17 protein-coding genes are annotated in these 18,362 nt (G+C 71.0%); 9 read left to right on the top strand and 8 right to left on the bottom strand.

The window, feature by feature from the left end; all coding sequences use genetic code 11:
- Window positions 1-116 precede the first annotated feature (116 nt).
- Both ACFUPX_RS00085 and ACFUPX_RS00080 read right to left on the bottom strand, forming a co-directional pair.
- A complete protein-coding gene (locus ACFUPX_RS00085; RefSeq protein WP_383313392.1) occupies window positions 117-2,354 on the bottom strand; it encodes a tetratricopeptide repeat protein in 2,238 nt (745 codons plus the stop codon).
- Entirely contained in the window at window positions 2,336-3,289 is a 954-nt protein-coding gene (locus ACFUPX_RS00080; protein ID WP_383313390.1) for an oxygenase MpaB family protein, read from the bottom strand. Before ACFUPX_RS00080 ends, ACFUPX_RS00085 begins: the two co-directional genes overlap by 19 nt.
- Before the next feature lie 386 nt (window positions 3,290-3,675).
- Between ACFUPX_RS00080 and ACFUPX_RS00075 the strand changes: the two genes are divergently transcribed.
- Window positions 3,676-3,891: a hypothetical protein gene (locus tag ACFUPX_RS00075; protein WP_383313933.1), complete on the top strand. Its 216-nt coding sequence runs from the start codon at window positions 3,676-3,678 to the stop codon at window positions 3,889-3,891.
- Window positions 3,892-3,943: 52 nt separating this feature from the next.
- On the opposite strand, the gene ACFUPX_RS00070 is transcribed toward ACFUPX_RS00075, so the two are convergent.
- The 4 genes from ACFUPX_RS00070 to ACFUPX_RS00055 all read right to left on the bottom strand — a co-directional run bounded on the left by ACFUPX_RS00070 (window position 3,944) and on the right by ACFUPX_RS00055 (window position 8,876).
- Entirely contained in the window at window positions 3,944-4,636 is a 693-nt protein-coding gene (locus ACFUPX_RS00070) for a TetR/AcrR family transcriptional regulator (RefSeq protein ID WP_383313389.1), read from the bottom strand.
- Between the two features lie 80 nt (window positions 4,637-4,716).
- Window positions 4,717-6,522 carry a bifunctional sugar phosphate isomerase/epimerase/4-hydroxyphenylpyruvate dioxygenase family protein gene (locus tag ACFUPX_RS00065; protein ID WP_383313387.1) on the bottom strand — a complete coding sequence of 602 codons (1,806 nt, stop codon included), beginning with the start codon at window positions 6,520-6,522 and terminating at the stop codon, window positions 4,717-4,719.
- 16 nt (window positions 6,523-6,538) lie between these two features.
- Entirely contained in the window at window positions 6,539-7,399 is an 861-nt protein-coding gene (locus tag ACFUPX_RS00060; protein WP_383313385.1) for a shikimate dehydrogenase, read from the bottom strand.
- A gap of 106 nt (window positions 7,400-7,505) precedes the next feature.
- Window positions 7,506-8,876 (bottom strand): MFS transporter, encoded by a 1,371-nt coding sequence (locus tag ACFUPX_RS00055; RefSeq protein ID WP_383313383.1) that lies wholly within the window; start codon window positions 8,874-8,876, stop codon window positions 7,506-7,508.
- Window positions 8,877-9,134: 258 nt separating this feature from the next.
- On the opposite strand from ACFUPX_RS00055, the gene ACFUPX_RS00050 reads away from it, so the two are divergent.
- The 6 genes from ACFUPX_RS00050 to ACFUPX_RS00025 are packed head-to-tail and all read left to right on the top strand — an operon-like array spanning window position 9,135 to window position 14,968.
- Entirely contained in the window at window positions 9,135-9,986 is an 852-nt protein-coding gene (locus ACFUPX_RS00050) for an STAS domain-containing protein (protein ID WP_383313381.1), read from the top strand.
- Window positions 9,983-10,354, top strand: coding sequence for an STAS domain-containing protein (locus ACFUPX_RS00045; RefSeq protein WP_383313379.1), 372 nt, complete (start codon window positions 9,983-9,985; stop codon window positions 10,352-10,354). Before ACFUPX_RS00050 ends, ACFUPX_RS00045 begins: the two co-directional genes overlap by 4 nt.
- 11 nt (window positions 10,355-10,365) lie before the next feature.
- Window positions 10,366-10,773 carry an ATP-binding protein gene (locus tag ACFUPX_RS00040; protein WP_383313877.1) on the top strand — a complete coding sequence of 136 codons (408 nt, stop codon included), beginning with the start codon at window positions 10,366-10,368 and terminating at the stop codon, window positions 10,771-10,773.
- Window positions 10,761-11,909, top strand: coding sequence for an ATP-binding protein (locus tag ACFUPX_RS00035; RefSeq protein ID WP_383313377.1), 1,149 nt, complete (start codon window positions 10,761-10,763; stop codon window positions 11,907-11,909). The genes ACFUPX_RS00040 and ACFUPX_RS00035 overlap by 13 nt, the downstream gene beginning before the upstream one ends.
- Window positions 11,910-11,960: 51 nt before the next feature.
- Window positions 11,961-13,361 carry a sensor histidine kinase gene (locus tag ACFUPX_RS00030; protein WP_383313375.1) on the top strand — a complete coding sequence of 467 codons (1,401 nt, stop codon included), beginning with the start codon at window positions 11,961-11,963 and terminating at the stop codon, window positions 13,359-13,361.
- Window positions 13,358-14,968 carry a SpoIIE family protein phosphatase gene (locus ACFUPX_RS00025; RefSeq protein ID WP_383313373.1) on the top strand — a complete coding sequence of 537 codons (1,611 nt, stop codon included), beginning with the start codon at window positions 13,358-13,360 and terminating at the stop codon, window positions 14,966-14,968. The genes ACFUPX_RS00030 and ACFUPX_RS00025 overlap by 4 nt, the downstream gene beginning before the upstream one ends.
- Before the next feature lie 26 nt (window positions 14,969-14,994).
- Here ACFUPX_RS00025 and ACFUPX_RS00020 read toward each other — a convergent pair whose 3' ends face one another.
- Window positions 14,995-15,372, bottom strand: coding sequence for an STAS domain-containing protein (locus tag ACFUPX_RS00020; RefSeq protein WP_383313371.1), 378 nt, complete (start codon window positions 15,370-15,372; stop codon window positions 14,995-14,997).
- A gap of 59 nt (window positions 15,373-15,431) precedes the next feature.
- Between ACFUPX_RS00020 and ACFUPX_RS00015 the strand changes: the two genes are divergently transcribed.
- Complete coding sequence (locus tag ACFUPX_RS00015) at window positions 15,432-15,893, top strand: ATP-binding protein (RefSeq protein WP_383313369.1); 462 nt, start codon at window positions 15,432-15,434, stop codon at window positions 15,891-15,893.
- Between the two features lie 16 nt (window positions 15,894-15,909).
- Here the strand turns inward: ACFUPX_RS00015 and ACFUPX_RS00010 are convergent, their stop codons facing one another.
- Window positions 15,910-17,088 (bottom strand): acyl-CoA dehydrogenase family protein, encoded by a 1,179-nt coding sequence (locus ACFUPX_RS00010; protein WP_383313367.1) that lies wholly within the window; start codon window positions 17,086-17,088, stop codon window positions 15,910-15,912.
- 290 nt (window positions 17,089-17,378) lie between these two features.
- On the opposite strand from ACFUPX_RS00010, the gene ACFUPX_RS00005 reads away from it, so the two are divergent.
- A complete protein-coding gene (locus ACFUPX_RS00005) occupies window positions 17,379-18,305 on the top strand; it encodes a hypothetical protein (protein WP_383313365.1) in 927 nt (308 codons plus the stop codon).
- Window positions 18,306-18,362: the final 57 nt, after the last annotated feature.

Here is an 18,362-nt window from a genome sequence, read left to right as displayed (position 1 = left end):
GCTGTGACATATGCGGCTCCGCCGCGTGCGCGCGACCGGCCACGACGCGCCGGCAGTCGACCACGGACCGAAGACGCCCTCCCCACGCGCCCCGCGAGCCGACGCGCCCCAGCGAGTCAATGCCCGCCGGAGGCCCGCTGCTGCCGCAGCGCGGCGACCCGGCGGTACAGCTCCACCGCTTCCGTCCCACGGCCCAGCTGCTCCAGGCAGTGCGCCTCGTCATTGCGGCTGGCCAGGGCGTCGGGATGGTCGGCGCCAAGTACCTGCTCACGCGCGGCAGCGACCCTGCGGTACTCGGTCAGGGCGTCGGCCCAGCGGCCGAGCCAGCCCAGGCCCACGGCCACCTCGCGGCGGCTGACCAGGGTGTCCGGGTGGTCGCCGCCCAGGACGCGTTCGCGGATCGCGCAGACGTCACGGGCCTCGGCCAGGGCTTCCTCCCAGCGGCCCTGGCGGCCGAGGTTGACGCCGAGGCCGTGCCGGGCGCGCAGGGTCTCGGGGTCGGAAGGGCCGTTCACGCGGCTGCGGTCGTCGATCAGGTCGCGGTACAGCTCAAGGGCCTCGCCGCTGCGGCCGAGCCTGCCGAGGCTGATGCCCACCTCGTAGCGTGCGGCGAGGGTGTCGGGGTGGTCGGCGCCGAGCGCCCGCACCCGCGCGTCGGCGACCTCGCGGTACGTCTGGAGCGCCTCGGGCCAGCGCCCCAACTGGCCCAGCGCGTAGGCGACTTCGTAGCGGGTGACGAGGGTGTCGGGGTGGGTGGCGCCGAGGACGCGGGCGCGGGCCGTCGCCACCTCGCGGGCCAGTTGGTAGGAGTCCTCCAGGCGGCCGAGCCTGCTGAGGTTGTAGGCCAGGTTGTGCCGGCAGCGCAGGGTGTCGGGGTGGTCGGCGCCCGCGGCCCGCTCCCGTACGGCGAGCACCGACGTGTACATCTGGTGCGCCTCGAAGTGCCGTCCCAACTGCCCCATGACGTACGCCATCTCCTGCCGGGCGGCGAGGGTGTCGGGGTGGTCGGGGCCCAGGGTGCGCTCCCTGCCCTGGGCGACGCGGCCGTACTCGCGCAGGGCGTCGGCGGCCCGGCCGGTGCGGCTGAGGGTGAAGCCCACTTCGTAGCGGCTGGCGAGCGTGTCCGGGTGGTCGGGGCCAAGGGCGTGCTCCCGCTCGGCGGCCACCGCGCGGTGCACCTCGCCCGCTTCGGCCCAGCGGCCAAGGCGCCCCAGGCTCAGGCCCGCGTTGTGCCGGCTGACGAGGGTGGCGACCACCTCGGCTGACGGCGTGGGCCGTTCGGGACGGCGCGGGGTCGCGGCCCGGCGCGCGTCGGTGCGCGGGATCCACTCGCCGGTCAGGCCCGCCGCCGTGTCGGGCGGTGTGGTCCGCAGCTCGGACACGCCGTTGGCCTTGTGGCCGGTCGTCATGCCGCGGGTCCACGAGGGCAGCCTCGGCTCGCGCGAGGGCGGCTGCTCGGGGCGGCGCACGGGCGGGGTGAGGACGGTCGGGACGTACGAAGGGACCGCGCGGCCCGTGACGATGCGACGCCCCAGCTCGCGCGCGTCGCTGGGCCGCTCGTCCGGCTCCTTGGCGAGCAGGTCCAGGACGATCTCCTCGAAGTACTCGGGCAGTTCGTCGCGGTGCGTGCGCGGCGGCTCGGGCGCCGTGTCGCGGTGGCCGACGAGCACCGCCCAGGCGTCGTCCAGATCGAAGGGCGGCGCCCCGGTGGCGATCTCGTACAGCACGCAGCCGAAGGAGTAGAGGTCGCTGCGCTGGTCGACCTGGGCGCCGCTGATCTGCTCGGGCGACATGTAGTGCGGTGTGCCCATCGCGATGCCCGTGCCGGTCAGGCGCGAGGTGAAGCCGATGTCGTGGCCGAGCCTGGCTATGCCGAAGTCGCAGATCTTCACCGTGCCGTCCGTGAGCCGCATGATGTTCGCGGGCTTCAGGTCCCGGTGCACGATGCCCTGTTCATGGGTGTACGCGAGCGCGGACGCGACCTGGTCGGCGATCTCCACGACGTCGTCGACGGGTAGCGGATGCTGTCTGTTGTCCTCCAGGAGCTGGCTGAGGTTGCGCCCTTCGAGCAGCTCCATGACCAGGTAGAGGACGCCGTCGTGCTCACCGAAGTCATGGACGACGGTGACGCCCCGGTGCTGGAGCGCCGCCGCGACGCGTGCCTCGCGCCGGAAGCGTTCGCGCAGCACGCGGGTGAAGGACTGGTCGTGCTGCGGCCCCATCGGCTTGAGGCACTTCACCGCGACCCTGCGGCCGAGGGACTCGTCGCGCGCACGCCAGACCTCGCCCATGCCGCCGCGCCCGATCAGGTCCAGCAGCCGGTACCGGCCCTGGATCAGCCTGGTGTCCGCCATCTCCCGCCGTCGCCCCCGTTGCCTCGCTTCGCCCTCCCCGGCCCGTCCAGTATGGCTGCCCGCCTGTCGAGTTTGTACGGGGCAGGCCGGGTGCCGGGGCCGAGCCTGGCCATGGCGCGCAGAATGTGCTTCGGGGGAAGTTGCCAGCGTAGACGCGCGGGAACGGTGCGCAGGATGGTGCCGGTGGTGACGAGCCGCCGGGTCACGGTGGCGGGCGGCGGGGCCGTCCTGCCGTACAGCTCGTGGGCGTACGGCGGCAGCGAGGCGTACGCCAGATTCGCCACGCGCCGCCACAACAGGGCACGCGCCGGGATCAACAGGACGTGCGTCGGGGGACGTTGGAGAAAGTCGTCGACGTCGCGCGCCTCGGCTCCCGCGGCCAGTTCGGGCCGCACGCGCTCGAAGTACGCGGCGAGTGCGGCGGTCGACGCCGGAACGTCGGCGGGGTCGAGGCCGACCAGGCGGGCGCTCTCCCGGTGCTCGGCGACATACCGGTCGGCGAGCGCGTCGGTCAGCCGGAACCCCGACCGGCGTGCGACGTGCAGATAGGAGTCGATCTCGGCGCAGTGCACCCAGAGCAGCAGCTCGGGCTCGTCGACGCCGTACCGCTCCCCCGTGCCGGGGTCGGTGACCTTGAGCATCGTATGGATCTTGCGGACGCGGGCGCCCGCGTGTTCGGCGACCTCCGTGGTGCCGTACGTGGTGGTGCCCACGAAGTTGGCGGTGCGCATGAGGCGGCCCCAGGCGTCCTTCCTGAAGTCGGAATTCTGCATGACGCCGCGGACCGCTCGGGGATGCAGGGCCTGCAGATACAGGGCGCGGATCCCGGCGACCCACATCATCGGGTCGCCGTGCATCTGCCAGGTCACGGACGAGGGCCCGAAGAGCCCCGGGTCCGCCGCCACCGGGTGCTCCGACGAGGATGCCTCGCGCATACAACCACCTCCTGATCGCAGGCTACGCCGCCGACCGGGGCCTCAACCCAGCTTGAGCACCGCGGGGTTGGCGCAGTGCGCGAGCGGGTCACCGCGCAGGAAGCGGCCGACCTCCGCGGCCACGATGTCCGCCGCCTTGTGCGCGACCTGTGCGCGCCACGCTCAGCGCGGACCGCGGACCTCGCCGACGAGTTCCGCGTCAGCCTCATGACCGCGCACCGCGATCTGGACGCCCTTCAGGCGCAGGGCTGGCTGCGCAAGGTGCGGGGCGGTGCGACGGGGCTGCCGTCGGCGCAGTTCCACGGCAGTGTCGCGGAGCGCATGGCCACCATGGCGCAGACCAAGCAGCAGCTCGCGCGGGCCGCCGCGACCCTCCTCGTGCCTTCATGGGCCTGCACACGGCGGACGCGGTCCGCGCCTTTCGCGCCGACGTCCTGTTCATGTCCACGACGGCGGTCACGAACGGCCGTTGCTACCACACCTCACCGGAAACGGTGCAGGTCAAGCGGGCGATGATGGAGCGCGCGGCGCCCGCCGAGCAGGTGCGTGCGGTGCGTGCGGCAGGGACCGAGGTGATGGTGGTCCCGGCCCGGGATCAGTGACGCGGGCGCAGGGCCGGGGTCGGGGTCGGGGTCGGGGCCGGCCGTCGCAGGGTCAACTCCGGTCCGTGTCAGGGTGGTTCGCGTCGGGGCGGTCCGAGGTCAGGTAGGAGATGACCATGTCCCCCAGCATCGTGCGGTAGTGCTCGCGGCGGGGCGCCTCGGTGAGGTCGCGGCCGAAGAGCGCGCGGAACGTGTGCCGGTTGGAGACCCGGAAGAAGCAGAACGAGCTGATCATCGCGTGCAGGTCGACGGCGTCCACCTCGGCCGTGAACACGCCCTCCTCGCGCCCGACTTCGAGGATGGAGGCGATGACGTCGATCGCCGGGGAGCTGAGGGAGGCCAGACTCGGCGAGGCGGCGATGTGCTGCGCCTCGTGGATGTTCTCGATGCTGACGAGGCGGATGAAGTCCGGGTGCGCCTCGTGGTGGTCGAAGGTGAGCTCGGCGAGGCGGCGGATGGCGGACACCGGATCGAGGTGCCCGACGTCGAGCTGCTGCTCCTCGTGCCTGATGACTTTGTACGCACGCTCCAGGACCGCGGTGAACAGCTGGTCCTTGCTGCCGAAGTAGTAGTAGATCATCCGCTTCGTGGTCCGCATACGGGCGGCGATCTCGTCGACCCTCGCCCCCGCATAGCCCATCCGCGCGAACTCCTCGGTGGCCACGTCGAGGATCTCCCCCTGCGTACGGGCCGCGTCCCGGGTGCGCTTGGCGGGCGGGGACGACGGGGGGACGGCGGCGGCCATGCGGCTCCTCAGGGCGGACTCATCGGCGCCGGTCAGTCTAATGCCGGTGAGGATTCCGGCTCATGGCGGTGAAGGGGCCGCTAGTGCTGGTGAAGATGCTGGGCGGCGAGCCGTACGGCCGCGTTCTGGGCTCCGTAGCCCCGGTAGCCGCCCGTGCGCTGCACCAGCTCGAAGAAGACGCGGCCGACCGTGGCGGTGTAGCAGTGCAGGAACTCTCCTCCCCCGTCCCGGTCGTAGAGGATGCCGAGCCGCGCCAGCGTGGCCAGGCGCTCCGGGTCCAGTTCGTACCGGGCGTCGAGGTCGTCGTAATAGTTGGCGGAGATCGGAAGGAGGCCCGCGCCGCTGTCCAGGACGCGCCGGGCGGCGCCGACGATGTCGTCCGTCGCCAGGGCGATGTGCTGGAGGCGGGCGCCCTCCGCGTCCGGCGCCGGGGCGATGTTGAGGACGATGCGCACACCGCCGTCGGGTGACGCGACGGCCCGGCTGCGTACGAGTCCGTAGGGATCGGCCAGGTCGAGGCTGCCGTCCGGCTCCAGGCCCAGCACGCCCCGGTGGAACAGTGATGCCTCGTCGAACTGGTGCCAGGGCTGGGTGAGGGCGATGTGGTCGATGCGGCGGATGGCCCCGGCCGTCTCGCCCCGCTCCGGCGGCGCGGCGCGCGGCGGTAGGCCGGTGAAGTCGCCGGTCCAGCTGGAGTGGTCGGGCTGCTCCGTGCGGCAGAAGAAGACCTCCGTGCCGTCGGGTGCGGCGACCGCGTCAAGGGGTGCATCGAGCGGCGCCCGACGGCGCGGCACCACGGGGGCGAGCACCGCCTCGGCGCGCCGTGCGGCCCGGTCCGGCTCGGCGGTCTCCACGCCGATGGCGGTCAGCGCCGGATCCTGACGGCGTCCGCTGACACCGGTGTTGAGCAGGATCCGGGCCTCCCCCTGTTCCCACAGTTCGACCGGCATCCAGGTGTGCCGCGCGGTGTGGGCGAAACCGAGGGCCTCCAGGACGCCGCGCAGCGGTTCGGTGTCGGCGGCGGTCAGCTCGGCGAAGGCGAAGCCGGAGGGCGCGGGCGCGGCGGGGAGCACGGAGACACCGGCCGACTCCTCGAGGAGGAGCAGCGAGCGGAGCGCGTCGACGGCGGTGGAGGCCGCGCCTGCCTGCCGGAAGACGTCGTTGAACACTTCGAGCGACAGGGGCCCTTGGTATCCGGCCCGTACGGCGGCGGCCACCAGGGGGGCAAGGTCGAAGCCGCCCTGGCCGGGGAAGCAGCGGTAGTGCCTGCTCCACTGGAGGACGTCCATCGCCATCAGCGGTGCGTCCGCGAGCTGGAGGAAGAAGATCTTCTCGCCGGGGATGTCCGCGATGCCCTTGGGGTCGGAGCCCCGGGAGAGGATGTGGAAGCTGTCGAGGCAGGTGCCGAGGGCCGGGTGGTCCGCCTGTTCGACGATCTTCCAGGCGTGGTCGTACGTGCTGACGTGCTTGCCCCAGGCGAGGGCCTCGTAGGCGATGCGGATGCCGTGATCCGCGGCCCGCTCGGCGAGCAGCCGCAGTTGCCCGGCGGCGAGCGCGTCGTCGTCGACCGACTCGGGGGCGACGCTGGAGCAGACGAGGAGGAGGTCCGCGCCGAGGCGCTCCATCACGGCGAACTTGTGTTCCGCGCGCCGCAGATTGCGGGCCAGGGTGTCGGCGGGGACGGCCTCGAAGTCGCGGAACGGCTGGTAGAGGTCGATGCCCAACCCCAGATCCGCGCAGCGCAGCCGCACCTCCTCCGGGCTGAGCGGACCGCCGAGCAGATCGTTCTCGAAGATCTCCACGCCGTCGAACCCGGCGGTGGCGACAGCGGTGAGCTTCTCGGACAGCGGGCCGCTGAGCGAGACGGTGGCGATCGATTTCCGCATGTTCTCTGTTCTCCTGTCAGGCCGGGAAGGCGGCCAGATCGCCGAGGTCGGCGAGCATCGGTGCGGTGTGCGGTTCGAGGCCGGTGAAGAGCCGGAAGGCGTCGGCCGCCTGGAAGACGGCCATGCCTCCGCCGTCGAGGGTGCGGCAGCCGATGGCGCGAGCCTCGCGCAACAGCTCGGTCTCCAGCGGCCGGTAGACGACCTCGGCCACCCACAGGCCGGGCCCGAGCAGCGCGACCGGCAGGGGCAGGCCCGGGTGCGCGACCATGCCGGTCGGTGTGGCGTGCACGAGACCGTCCGCCTCGGCGAGGCGCTCGGCCAGGGTGTCGGCAGGTGCGGACAGCGCGCGGCCCTTCCCGAAGCGCGCGGTCAGCGCGGCGGTCAGGACGGCGGCGCGGGCCCGGTCGGTGTCGACCAGGGTGACCCGGTCGACACCGAGGTTCAGGAGCGCGTGCGCCACCGCGGCGCCTGCCCCGCCCGCGCCGAGCTGCACGACGTCGCCGGTCGGGGCGTCGGCCAGGCCGCGGGCGAAGGACTGGGCGAAGCCGGTGGCATCCGTGTTGTGCCCGACGGCGCGTCCGTCCCTGAAGACGACGGTGTTCACGGCGCCGAGTTCGGCTGCCTCGGGGGCGAGCTCGTCCAGGTGCTCGATGACCAGTTGCTTGCAGGGATGGGTGATGTTCAGCCCGTCGAAGCCGAGGCGCTGGGCGGCGCGCACCAGCTCACCGACGGCCTGGGGCGCGACGCCGAGCACGTCGATGTCGAGGGTGCGGTAGACGAGGCGCACCCCGTGCCGGTCCGCCTCGCGTTCGTGCAGGGCGGGGCTCAGGGAGGGGCCGATACCGGAGCCGATCAGGCCGGTGAGGTACGAGGTCATCAAGAGTTCCCGGGGGTCGGCTGGGTACGGTCGATCATGGCTCGAAAGGGTGCGCCCGGCGGGGCGGCGCTCTGCCGACGCGGCGGCGTTTGGTCGAGGGTCCTGTTCAGTGCGCCGCCGCCGCACGGGCCGCCGCCGGTGTCTTCGCGTCGTCGGGGCGCAGGCCGAGATCGGCCGTGGGCACGCGGTGCGTCTCGCGCCCGGTGGCCACGGCGATCGCGCAGATCACGCAGAAGGCGGCGGTGAAGAGGGCGACGCCGAGCCAGTCGTCGCCTTCGGGGCCGTCGATCTGGGCCGCGAAGGTCACCGCGAACCCTGAGACGGCGAACCCGATCTGGGTGCCGATGGCCATGCCGGAGAGACGGACCCTGGCGGGGAACATCTCGCCGTAGAACGAGGGCCAGATGCCGTTGGCCGCGCTGTAGACGACGCCGAACAGGAGCACTCCGGTCACGAAGACCAGCGGGTAGCTGCCGGTCGAGATCGCCCACAGATAGACGAAGATCATCACCCCGCTGCCGAGTGCGCCGGCGAGGAAGACGGGCCTGCGGCCGATCCGGTCGGAGAGCCTGGCCCAGAGCGGGATGGCGAGGAGAGCCACCGCGTTGGCGCTGCCCGCGACCCAGAGCATGCCCGTCTTGTCAAGGCCGACGGCGTCACTGGTGGCGTACGAGAGGGCCCAGACGGAGAAGATCGTGCTGACGGTGGCGATGAGCGCGGCGGCGACCACCCGCAGCACGGCGGCCCAGTGGTTCCTGAGCAGCTCCGCCAGCGGCATCTTGGCCACCTCCTGGTCGGCGGAGGCCTGTTGGAAGACGGGGGTCTCCTCCAGGGTGCGGCGGATGACGTACCCGGCGACCGCGACGAGTGCGCTCAGCAGGAAGGGAACGCGCCAGCCCCAGCTGTACAACTGCTCGTCCGGCAGGGCCGCGACCGGCAGGAACACCAGGGTCGCGAGGAGCTGCCCGGCCTGGGTGCCGTTGAGGGTGAAGCTCGTGTAGTAGCCGCGCCGGCGTTCGGGCGCGTGCTCCAGGGTCATCGCGTTCGCACTGGCCTGCTCACCGGCGGCGGACAGCCCCTGGAACACCCGCATCAGCACGAGCAGCACCGGAGCGACGGTGCCGACCTGCGCGTACGTGGGCAGACAGCCGATGAGGAAGGTGGACAGGCCCATCAGGACCAGCGTCCAGACCATGATCTTCCGGCGGCCGAGCCGGTCGCCGAAGTGGCCGAGAACGAGGGCCCCCAGGGGGCGGGCGGCGTACGCGACGCCGAAGGTCGCGAGCGAGATCAGGGTGGCGGTGGCCGGGTCGTCGGGGTCGAAGAAGACCCTGGGGAAGACGAGGGCGGCGGCGCTGCCGTAGATGAAGAAGTCGTAGTACTCCAGCGCACTGCCGATCCAGGCGGCGAAGGCGGCCTTGCGTGGCCTGCCCTGAGGCGGCACGGCCGCCTGGTCGGGCTGTGGGTGAGCGGACACGTGAACTCCTCGGGGACGGAGGCGAGGGGCGAGCGGCATGCACCCGGCACGCGCTCACAGTTAACGCACTAGATAGTTAATTAATCTGGAAGAGATGCTGACCCGCGCCTCGAGCCGTGTCAATACATCGCGCCATACCAGAGAGACAGCGCGACGGAACCCGTACCGGTGAGCTTCCCCGGATCGCCTCACTCGCCATATCACCGTGTCGTACGCTGCGGCGCGAAGCCGAATATGACAAATATGGGGAGTCGTCACGTGGCTGAGCAGGGCAGTGCGGTCGAGCTGGTGGGGTTGCTGTCGGTCAAGGGCCGGGACGTGGCCGGGGAATGGGTGCAGCAAGTCCTGAGCACGCTGAAGGGTCGCGTCAGTGTCGCCGAACTGAGCCGCGAGCTGGGCGAGTTGCACGAAGCGCTGCTGCAGGCACTGAGCCAGGGCGCCGGTGACGTGCACGGGGAGCAGATGTCGGAAGTGCGGGCCCTCTTGACGGAGTTGTCGAGAAACAGGGCGCGGCAGGGCTTCTCGCCCACGGAGACGGCGGTGAGTCTGTTCGCGCTGAAGGAGGTCCTGGAGCCCGTGCTCCAGGACGGCTCCCCCGAGGAGATCCGCGCCTTCGGACGCCTCAGCCGCGTGCTCGACGGCCTCGGCCTGTTCACGATCGAGACGTACACACGGACCCGCGAGGAGCTCATCTCCGCGCAGGCCGAACAGCTGATGGAGCTGTCCACGCCCGTGGTGCGGCTGTGGGACGGCGTCATCGCGGTGCCCCTGGTGGGCACGTTGGACTCCGCGCGGACCCAGGTCGTCATGGAGAAGCTGCTCCAGGCACTGGTGGACACCGGTTCCGAGCAGGCCATCATCGACATCACCGGCGTACCGGCGGTGGACACGCAGGTGGCTCAGCATCTGCTCAAGACCATCGTCGCGGCCCGCCTCATGGGCGCGGAGTGCACGGTCTCCGGCATCCGCCCGCAGATCGCGCAGACGATCGTGGCGCTGGGCATCGAGTTCGACGGCATCGTCACCAAGGCGAGCCTCGCGGACGCGCTCAAACTGGCCCTGAAGAAATCGGGCGTCGAGTTGGTCGCCCGCAAGGCCGGGCAGCTGTGACCGAGCGGGTACCGATCCTGCGGATCGGTGAGGTGCTGGTGGTGTCCATCCAGTTCGACCTGGAGGATCAGACCGTCCTGCAGTTGCAGGAGGACCTGGCCGAGCAGATCGTGAACCGCGCGGCTCGGGGCGTCATCATCGACATCACGGCGCTGGAGATCGTCGACTCCTTCGTCGGGCGCATGCTGGCGACGATCGCGGACATCTCCCGCATGCTCGACGCCAAGACCGTGGTGGTCGGGATGCGGCCCGCCGTCGCCATCACGCTCGTCGAACTCGGACTTTCGCTGGGCGGAGTGAGCACGGCTCTCGACCTCGAAAAGGGACTGGCGCGACTACAGCGCTCCACCCCCGCGGACGAGGCGTGAGCACGCCCTGGCTGCCCGGGGAAGCGCCGCAGGTCTGCTCCATCACGCACAACAGGGACGTGGTGAGCATCCGGCAGACCATCCGCACCCTGGCACAGCGGTGCCGTCTGTCGCTCGTGGACCAGACAAAAATGATCACGGCGGCGAGCGAACTGGCGCGCAACACCCTCGTCTACGGGGGTGGCGGATCCGTCACGGCAGGGGTCGTCGAAAGGGACGGCCGCCAGGGAGTCGCGGCGGTCTTCGAGGACGGTGGGCCCGGCATCGCGGACGTGGGGCTCGCGATGACGGACGGCTGGACCTCGGGAGCCGGTCTCGGCCTGGGGCTCAGCGGCGCCCGGCGCCTCGTCGACGAGTTCGAACTCGTGACGGAGGCCGGCGTGGGCACCACGGTCACCATCGTCAAGTGGGCCCGGTGAAGACGCGGATCATACTGGCCAGCAGGGACATGAGCTGGTTCCGGGACGGTCCCTCCCTGTCGACCGCGGCTCGCGGAGCTGCGGCCGCGCTGGCCCGGAGGATCGGTCTCGACACGCATCGCGCCGCGGAGGTCGCCCTGGCCGTCACCGAGGCCGCCACCAACATCCAGCGCCACGCCACGGACGGTGCGCTGCTGCTGCGGACCTTGCACACGGACGACGAAGCCGCGGTCGAGTTCGTCACCGTCGACTCGGGGCCTGGCATGGTCGACGTGTCCGCCTCGCTGGCCGACGGAGCCTCCAGCGCCGGCACGCTCGGCATCGGACTCGGTGCCGTCGTCAGGCTCGCCGACCACTTCGACGTCCACTCCGTGCCCGGCAAGGGGACGGTCATGGCGGCGCAGTTCTGGTCCCGCCAGGCGGACGACCAGGGAGTGACGGCGGCCCTGTCGGCCGGGCGGCAGGGCGTCTCGGGAGTGACACGGCCGATCAGTGGTGAGATCACCTGTGGTGACGCCTGGAGTGCCCGACTCGACACGGACGTAGACACGGGTGCGGACAGGGACGCGGACACGGGTGCGCAGACGGGTGCGGAGACGGGCACGGGCGCATCCACCGCAACTGGTTCTGACCGGCCCGCCGTTCTCGTCATGATGTGCGACGGCCTGGGGCACGGCCCGCTGGCGGCCCGCGCCAGCGCGGCGGCCGTAGAGGCGTTCCACGACACGCCCGCCACCGATCCCGAGGACATCATGAGGGCGATCCACCGCGCTCTGCGGGGAACGCGGGGCGGCGCGGCGGCAGTTGCCAGGATCGAACCGGCGGCGCTACGGGTGCGGTACTGCGGCATCGGCAACATCAGCGGCTTCCTCATCGGTCACGACGCCCGCACGACGCTGCTTTCGGTGCCCGGCATCGTCGGCGTGAACATGCGCCGTCTGCGGACCTTCGAGGCGCCGCTGCCCGAAGGCGGCGCCTTGGCCATGCATTCCGACGGACTGACCGAGCGCTGGGATCACACGGCTCTCCCCGGGCTTCTGCACCATTCGCCGCTCGTCATGGCCGGGCAGCTGTTGCGTGAAGCCGGTGTGCGCCGGGACGATGCCAGCGTGGTGGTGGTGAAGGGGGTCTGGTGACCGGCGAAGGGCGGGACGAGCGTGCCCGCTGACTCTCCCCGACACGTTCCCGTGGCACGGGCCGCCGACCGCGGGCCGCGCACGGCGACGTCCCTCGACCTCGCATCGGCGCAGGACGTGTTCCGGCTCCGACGCGGGGCGCAGCGGGCTGCCGCGGCGCTCGGCCTCGAGCATCAGGACCAGGTCCGCCTCGCCACCGCGCTGAGCGAGCTGGGCCGCGACCGGCTCGGCTGCGGCCCGGGGACCGTCTCCTTCCGTTCCGAGTCCGGCGAGCAGCCCACTCTCGTCGTGACGCTCGAATGGGGCCGTGGCCTGGAACCGACGGTGGAGACCCTGCAACTGGTCTCCAGGCTCGTCGTGATCGAGTACGAACCCCACGAGAAGCACGGCCTCGTCACCATCCGCCAGCCGCTTCCGGCGAACCACCTCACGGCCACGGAAATGGATGAGCGCCTGGCCCGGTCCCTGGGCCGGGCCGGTCCGGCCACGGAGGCCGACTTCCTCCGGGCCCAGACGCGGGATCTGATCGCGACACTGGAGGAGACGCGAGCCCAGCGGGAAGAACTGCTCCGGCTCAACGAGGAGCTCGAGGAGACCAACCAGGGGGTGCTCGCCCTCTACTCCGAGCTCACCAAGGAACTGGAGACCACCAACATCGGTGTGCTCGCCCTGCATTCGGAACTGGACGAGAAGTCCCGCCTGCTCCGAGAGGCCAGCGAGGCGAAGACACGGTTCTGGACCAACATCAGCCACGAACTGCGGGCGCCGATAAACTCCGTCGTCGCCCTGGCCCGGCTGTTGATGGACCCCGGTTCGGAACCGGTGTCGCCGGAGCAACGACGGCAGATCACGCTGATCGAGGCGTCGGGGCAGACCGTCCTGTCGCTCGTCAGCGATCTTCTGGACGTCGTCAAAGCCGAATCGGGTCTGCTCGACGTCCACCGCGCCCCGGTCGACCTGCGTCTGCTCGTGACCCAGCTCAGCGCCACTTTCGAGGGCACTTACGGAGCCAAGGGTGTCCCCCTCGTCACCCCGGACCTGAAGGATCTCCCCACGGTGATCACGGACGAGAAACTGCTCACCCACGTCCTGCGCAATCTGATGTCCAACGCCTGCAAGTTCACCGACGAGGGTGAAGTGCGGCTGGATGTCGGCATCAGCGGCGAACGGTCGTCGCCGTCGCTGCGCGTCACGATCACCGACACGGGAGTCGGTATCCCGGCAGCGGAACTCGGCCGGGTCTTCGAGGAGTTCTACCAGGTCCGGGGCCCCCACCAGAGCGGGCACGCGGGGACGGGGCTCGGGCTGCCCTACGCCCGCACCCTCACCGAACTGCTCGGGGGCACGCTCGAACTCACCAGCACTGCCGGGGTCGGCACCCGTGTGGAGGTGCTCGTCCCGGTGGACGGACCGCACGGCCGCGGCGAGGAAACCGGCGGAGGCGCACAGTGACCGACAGCTCTCAGGACGCCGCTCCCGCCACCATCCTGATCGTCGAGGACAGTGAGACCAATCGGTACCTCCTCACCAGCTGGCTGGCGCGTGCCGGGCACGTCGTGATCGGCGCGCGGAACGCGGGCGAGGGCCTGGAGCATCTCGCCACGGCAGGCGCCGCCTTGCCGGAGGTCGCCATCGTGGACGTGCGTCTGCCGGACATGAGCGGCTTCGAGCTGAGCGAGAAGATCAAGAGCAACGGCCGCACGGCCGCCCTGCCCGTCATCCACATCTCCGCGTCGGCCGTCAGCGCGGAGGATCACGCCGAAGGGCTCCAGCGAGGCGCGGACGCCTACCTCAACCAGCCCCTGGACCCCGGGGAGTTGCTCGCCACGGTCACGGCCACGCTGCGCTACGCCAGAGCACGGCGCCGGGCCGAGCAACTCGCCCGGCGGCTCCTCACCCTCAACCAGGCGACCATGTCCGTCTACAGCGCCATCGGCTTCCACTCGTTCGCCTCCGCGGCCACCGGTGGCGCCGCGCGTCTGCTGTCGACCCCGGCCAGCGCGGTCTTCCTCTCGCCCGAAGGGCAGGCGGTCCACAGCACGAGTGCGGGACCGGCCACACCGACCCGGACACAGGCGGCCCGGCCGGACGTGCTCGACCGGCTGCTCCAGCAGAACCTGGGCGAGGGGACCGGTGCGACGGTCGCCCGGATCGCACGGGGACAGTGGCAGGCGCTGCTGAGCGCGGACCACCTCGGCGGGAACATCGCCATGGCGGCGGCCCGGACCAAGCGCGGACGCCCCCCTGTCTGCCTCGCCGTCCCCTCCGACGCGCTCACCGGGACGGACGACGAGCACCTCCTGCAACAGCTGGCCCACGCCTGCGCGTTGGCCCTCGAAGCGCTGAGAACCTACAACGAGGAACACACGCTCGCCCTCGCCCTGCAACGCTCTTTCCTGCCGAGCGACCTGCCCACCGTCGACGGCATCGACCTGGCCTTCCGCTACGTGCCCGCGTCCGAGAACGCGGAGATCGGCGGCGATTTCTACGAGGCGATCCCCACCGCCGACGGCCTGTTGCTGGCCATAGGCGATGTGCTCGGCCACTCGCTCAGCGCGGCCACCGTGATGGGCGAGCTGCGCCACGCGCTGCGCGCCTACGCCATCGAGGGACACCCGCCGCAGCGGATCCTGGACCGCCTGGAAACCCTGCTGGCCCACTCACAGCCGACCGTGACGGCCACCCTCTGCCTGGTCCTCGTCGAGCCCGGGGGACGGCGTCTGCAGGTCGCCAACGCCGGTCACATCCCGCCGCTCGTCATCGGCCCCGAAGGCCATGCGCGCTTCCACACTCCGCACGGTCCGATACTCGGACTGCGTGCGCCCCACCCCGCCCCGACGGCCCTGTCCACACCACCGGGCACCCGGCTGCTGCTCGTCACCGACGGCCTGGTCGAGGTGCGCAACAGGTCGCTGAACGCCACGCTCGACGCCTTCATGGAGGCGGTCATCGCTGGTCCGGCCGGGCTTCAGGACCTCAGCGACCATCTCCTGAACACGTTCGGGAGGGGCAAGGACGACGACATCGCGCTGCTCGCCGCGGATCTGCACGGATCATGAACGGCGGGGCCGCCGGGAGGCCGGCGTCACCTGTCGAGGGCTTCGTCGAGCGTGGGACAGATGTCGATGAGGGTGGCGATGCCGACGATCTCCAGGGTTCGGGCCACGGACTCCGCGGGGGCGGCGAGACACAGCCAGCCGCCGGCCGCGGTGAGAGCCCGGTGGCCCGCGATGAAGACGTTGATGCCGCTGGAGTCCATGAAAGTGACCCGTCGCAGATCGATGACGACGCGGGCACCGGGCGCGTCGACGGACTCGAGCGCCTGGCGGACGTGGGCACTGGTGTCCAGGTCGATCTCACCCGCGAGCGTCAGGACCGTCCGGTCGTCGAGCGGCGTGGACACGATGGAGAACTGATGAGTCTGCTGCGCTCGTTCACTGCCAGCCATGCGTTCCTCAGCCATGCTGACGATGCTTGCACATTCGGAGCCCCGTGTGGCGTGGCGGCGGTAACGTACAGGCCGTGCGTGACGACGGCAAGGCGCCGGACGACCCGGCTACGGAGACCGCGGGGACCGCGGAGGTCGCCTTCGAGCTGGACGGGACCAGCACGTGCATCGCCCGGGCGCGGCAGCTGGCCGCGGGCTTCCTCGCCCGGATGCAGGCCGACCACGGCCTTCCGGTCTCGCGGCGCGCCACGGATCTGACGCAGCTGGTCGTCAGCGAGTTGGTGACCAACTCCTTCAAGTACGCGCCCGGCCCCATCCTGGTGAACCTGCGGATCGTCGCCGGGGCGGTCGAGGTGGCGGTGCGGGACTCCGGCCGTGTCCTGCCGAGGGCCCGCGCCGCCGACACGGGCCGGGTGGGGCAGCACGGGCTGGAGATCGTGCTTGCGGTGGCCCAGCGTTTCGAGGCGCGGCAGGAGGCGGTCGGCAAGTGCGTCACCGTGAGCATCGCCCTGCTGGACGATCCGGGCAGCACCTGACCCTCGCGCCAGGGCGTCAGCGGCGCACCCGCGGCATCCCGAGCCCGATCCACGAGATGATCTCGCGCTGGATCTCGTTGTTGCCGCCGCCGAAGGTGAAGATGACGGCGCTGCGGTAGCCGCGTTCCAGCTCGCCGTGGAGGACCGCGCCCGCGGAGCCCTCCTTGAGCGAGCCCGCCGAGCCGACCACTTCCATGAGCCAGGCGTACGCGTCCCTGCGCGCCTCGGAGCCGTAGACCTTCACGGCGGAGGCGTCCTGCGGGGTGAGGGTGCCCTCCTGGACGGCGTTGACCATCTGCCAGTTGAGGAGTTTCATCGCGTCCAGCTTGGTGTGCGTCCGTGCCAGGCGCTGGCGGACCCAGCCGAGGTCGATGACGCGGCGGCCGTCGGCGAGCTTGGTGTCGGCGGCCCAGCGCTGCACGTTGTGGAAGGCGCGGATCGCCATGGTGCCGTGCGCGGCGAGCGTGACGCGCTCGTGGTTGAGCTGGTTGGTGATGAGCCGCCAGCCCTTGTTCTCCTCGCCCACCCGGCGCGAGACGGGGACACGGATGTTCTCGTAATAGCTCGCCGTGGTGTCGTGCGAGGCGAGGGTGTTGATGATGGTGCAGGAGTAGCCGGGATCGCTCGTCGGTACGAGGAGCATGGTGATCCCCTTGTGGGGCGGGGCGTCCGGGTCGGTGCGGACGGCGAGCCAGACCCAGTCGGCGGTGTCGCCGTTGGTGGTCCAGATCTTCTGGCCGTTGACGAGATACTCGTCGCCGTCCCTGACCGCCTTCGTCTTGAGCGCCGCGAGGTCGGTGCCCGCGTCCGGCTCGCTGTAGCCGATCGCGAAGTCGAGTTCGCCGGAGAGGATCTTCGGCAGGAAGTACGCCTTCTGCTCGTCGGTGCCGAACTGCATCAGGGTCGGCCCGACGGTGTTCAGCGCCATCAGCGGCAGGGGCACGCCTGCCTGGGCGGCCTCGTCGAAGAAGATGAACTGCTCCATCGGGGAGAGCCCGCGGCCGCCGTACTCCTTGGGCCAGCCGACGCCGAGCCAGCCGTCGGCTCCGAGGCGGCGGATGGTCTCGCGGTAGAACTGCTTCTGGGTGGCGGGGTCGGCGTAGCGGGCGTACGCGTTGTCGGGCACCAGCTCGGCGAAGTACGTACGCAGCTCTGTGCGCAACTCCCGCTGCTCAGGCGTGTATTCGAGGTGCACGGCCCCTCCTGCTTTCGCTGGCTCCCCGGGCTCGGGCTTGACGGCGCACACAGTAGAACGCGTTTCAGTAATAGGGAATGGCAGTGACACATGTGCCCGCGCGCGGCCTCATGCGCACCCTCGCGCGCGACCCCGCAGACCGTCCGGACATGATCCCAGTTTAGACATTGTCTCGGTTTGGTCTCGGTCGCCATATCGATGAGTGCCGGGCCGAGCGGCGTCCGTATTCACGCTTCGAACGCACCAAAGCGACGCGAAGTGATCCGAACGCCGATATAGGGAGATCTCCGATGTTCAGCAAGAACACCGCAAGGAGCACCACCTTCTTCGCCTCCTTCGCCGCGGCGGGGGTCCTGCTGCTCTCCGCGTGCGGCGGTGACGACGGCTCCGGCACCGCGAAGACCCCGGACGCCGAGTCGTCCTCCTCCGCGCCCGCCGCCGACGGCTCCATGGACCTCGCCCTGAAGTCCGGCACCGCGCGGCAGAACAACGCGCCCAAGAAGACCGGGGACTGGGCCAACCCGCCCGGAAAGGCGGCGTCACAGCCGGTGCAGCGCAAGTGGGTGCAGCTGTCGGCGTCCCGGGCGGGCGATCTCGACCCGGTCGTCGTCAACGGGTCGGGCTTCACCCTCTACCGCTTCGACAAGGACACGGCGTCACCCTCCAGGTCCACCTGCAACGACGCCTGCGCCACCACCTGGCCGCCGGTCCTCGTGGACTCCGGGAGCAAGATCTTCGTCGACGGCGTGAACGCGTCGGACGTCGGTGTGGTCAGGCGGGACGACGGTACCCGCCAGGTCACCGTCGGCGGCTGGCCGGTCTACCGCTTCAGCAAGGACCTCAAGCCAGGCGACACCAACGGCCAGGGCGTGGGCGGCACGTGGTTCGGCGTCCGGCCCGACGGCCAGAAGTCCGGCGCACCGGCCGGCGCCGAGCCGACCGGGACGCCGGACCAGCCCCAGGCGGCGCCCGCGAGCAGCGCCATCCTCTTCGACGACGCGAAGTTCTCGGACAACGGCCCCGCGCAGGGCGTGGCGGGCGCGGGCTGCCAGAACGTCGCCCGCCCGAAGGTGACGTCGTCCATCTCCGTGAGCGGCTCGATGAAGCTCTGGACGTCCCCCGACTGCAAGGGCACGTCCAAGGTCATCGACGGCGACGTGGCCGACCTGTCGGCCATCGGCTTCGACGACAGGATCAGCTCGGTGACGTTCGGCTGACCTCGGCCGACCTCGGCCGACCGATACGGGTCCGCCCCGGTAGCGATGTCGCTACCG

Origin of the sequence: Streptomyces sp. NPDC057302, assembly GCF_042667685.1 — a bacterium.
Taxonomy (GTDB): Bacteria; Actinomycetota; Actinomycetes; order Streptomycetales; family Streptomycetaceae; genus Streptomyces.
Note: the sequence above shows the minus strand (reverse complement) of the source record. Positions and strands in the feature narration are given on the sequence as shown.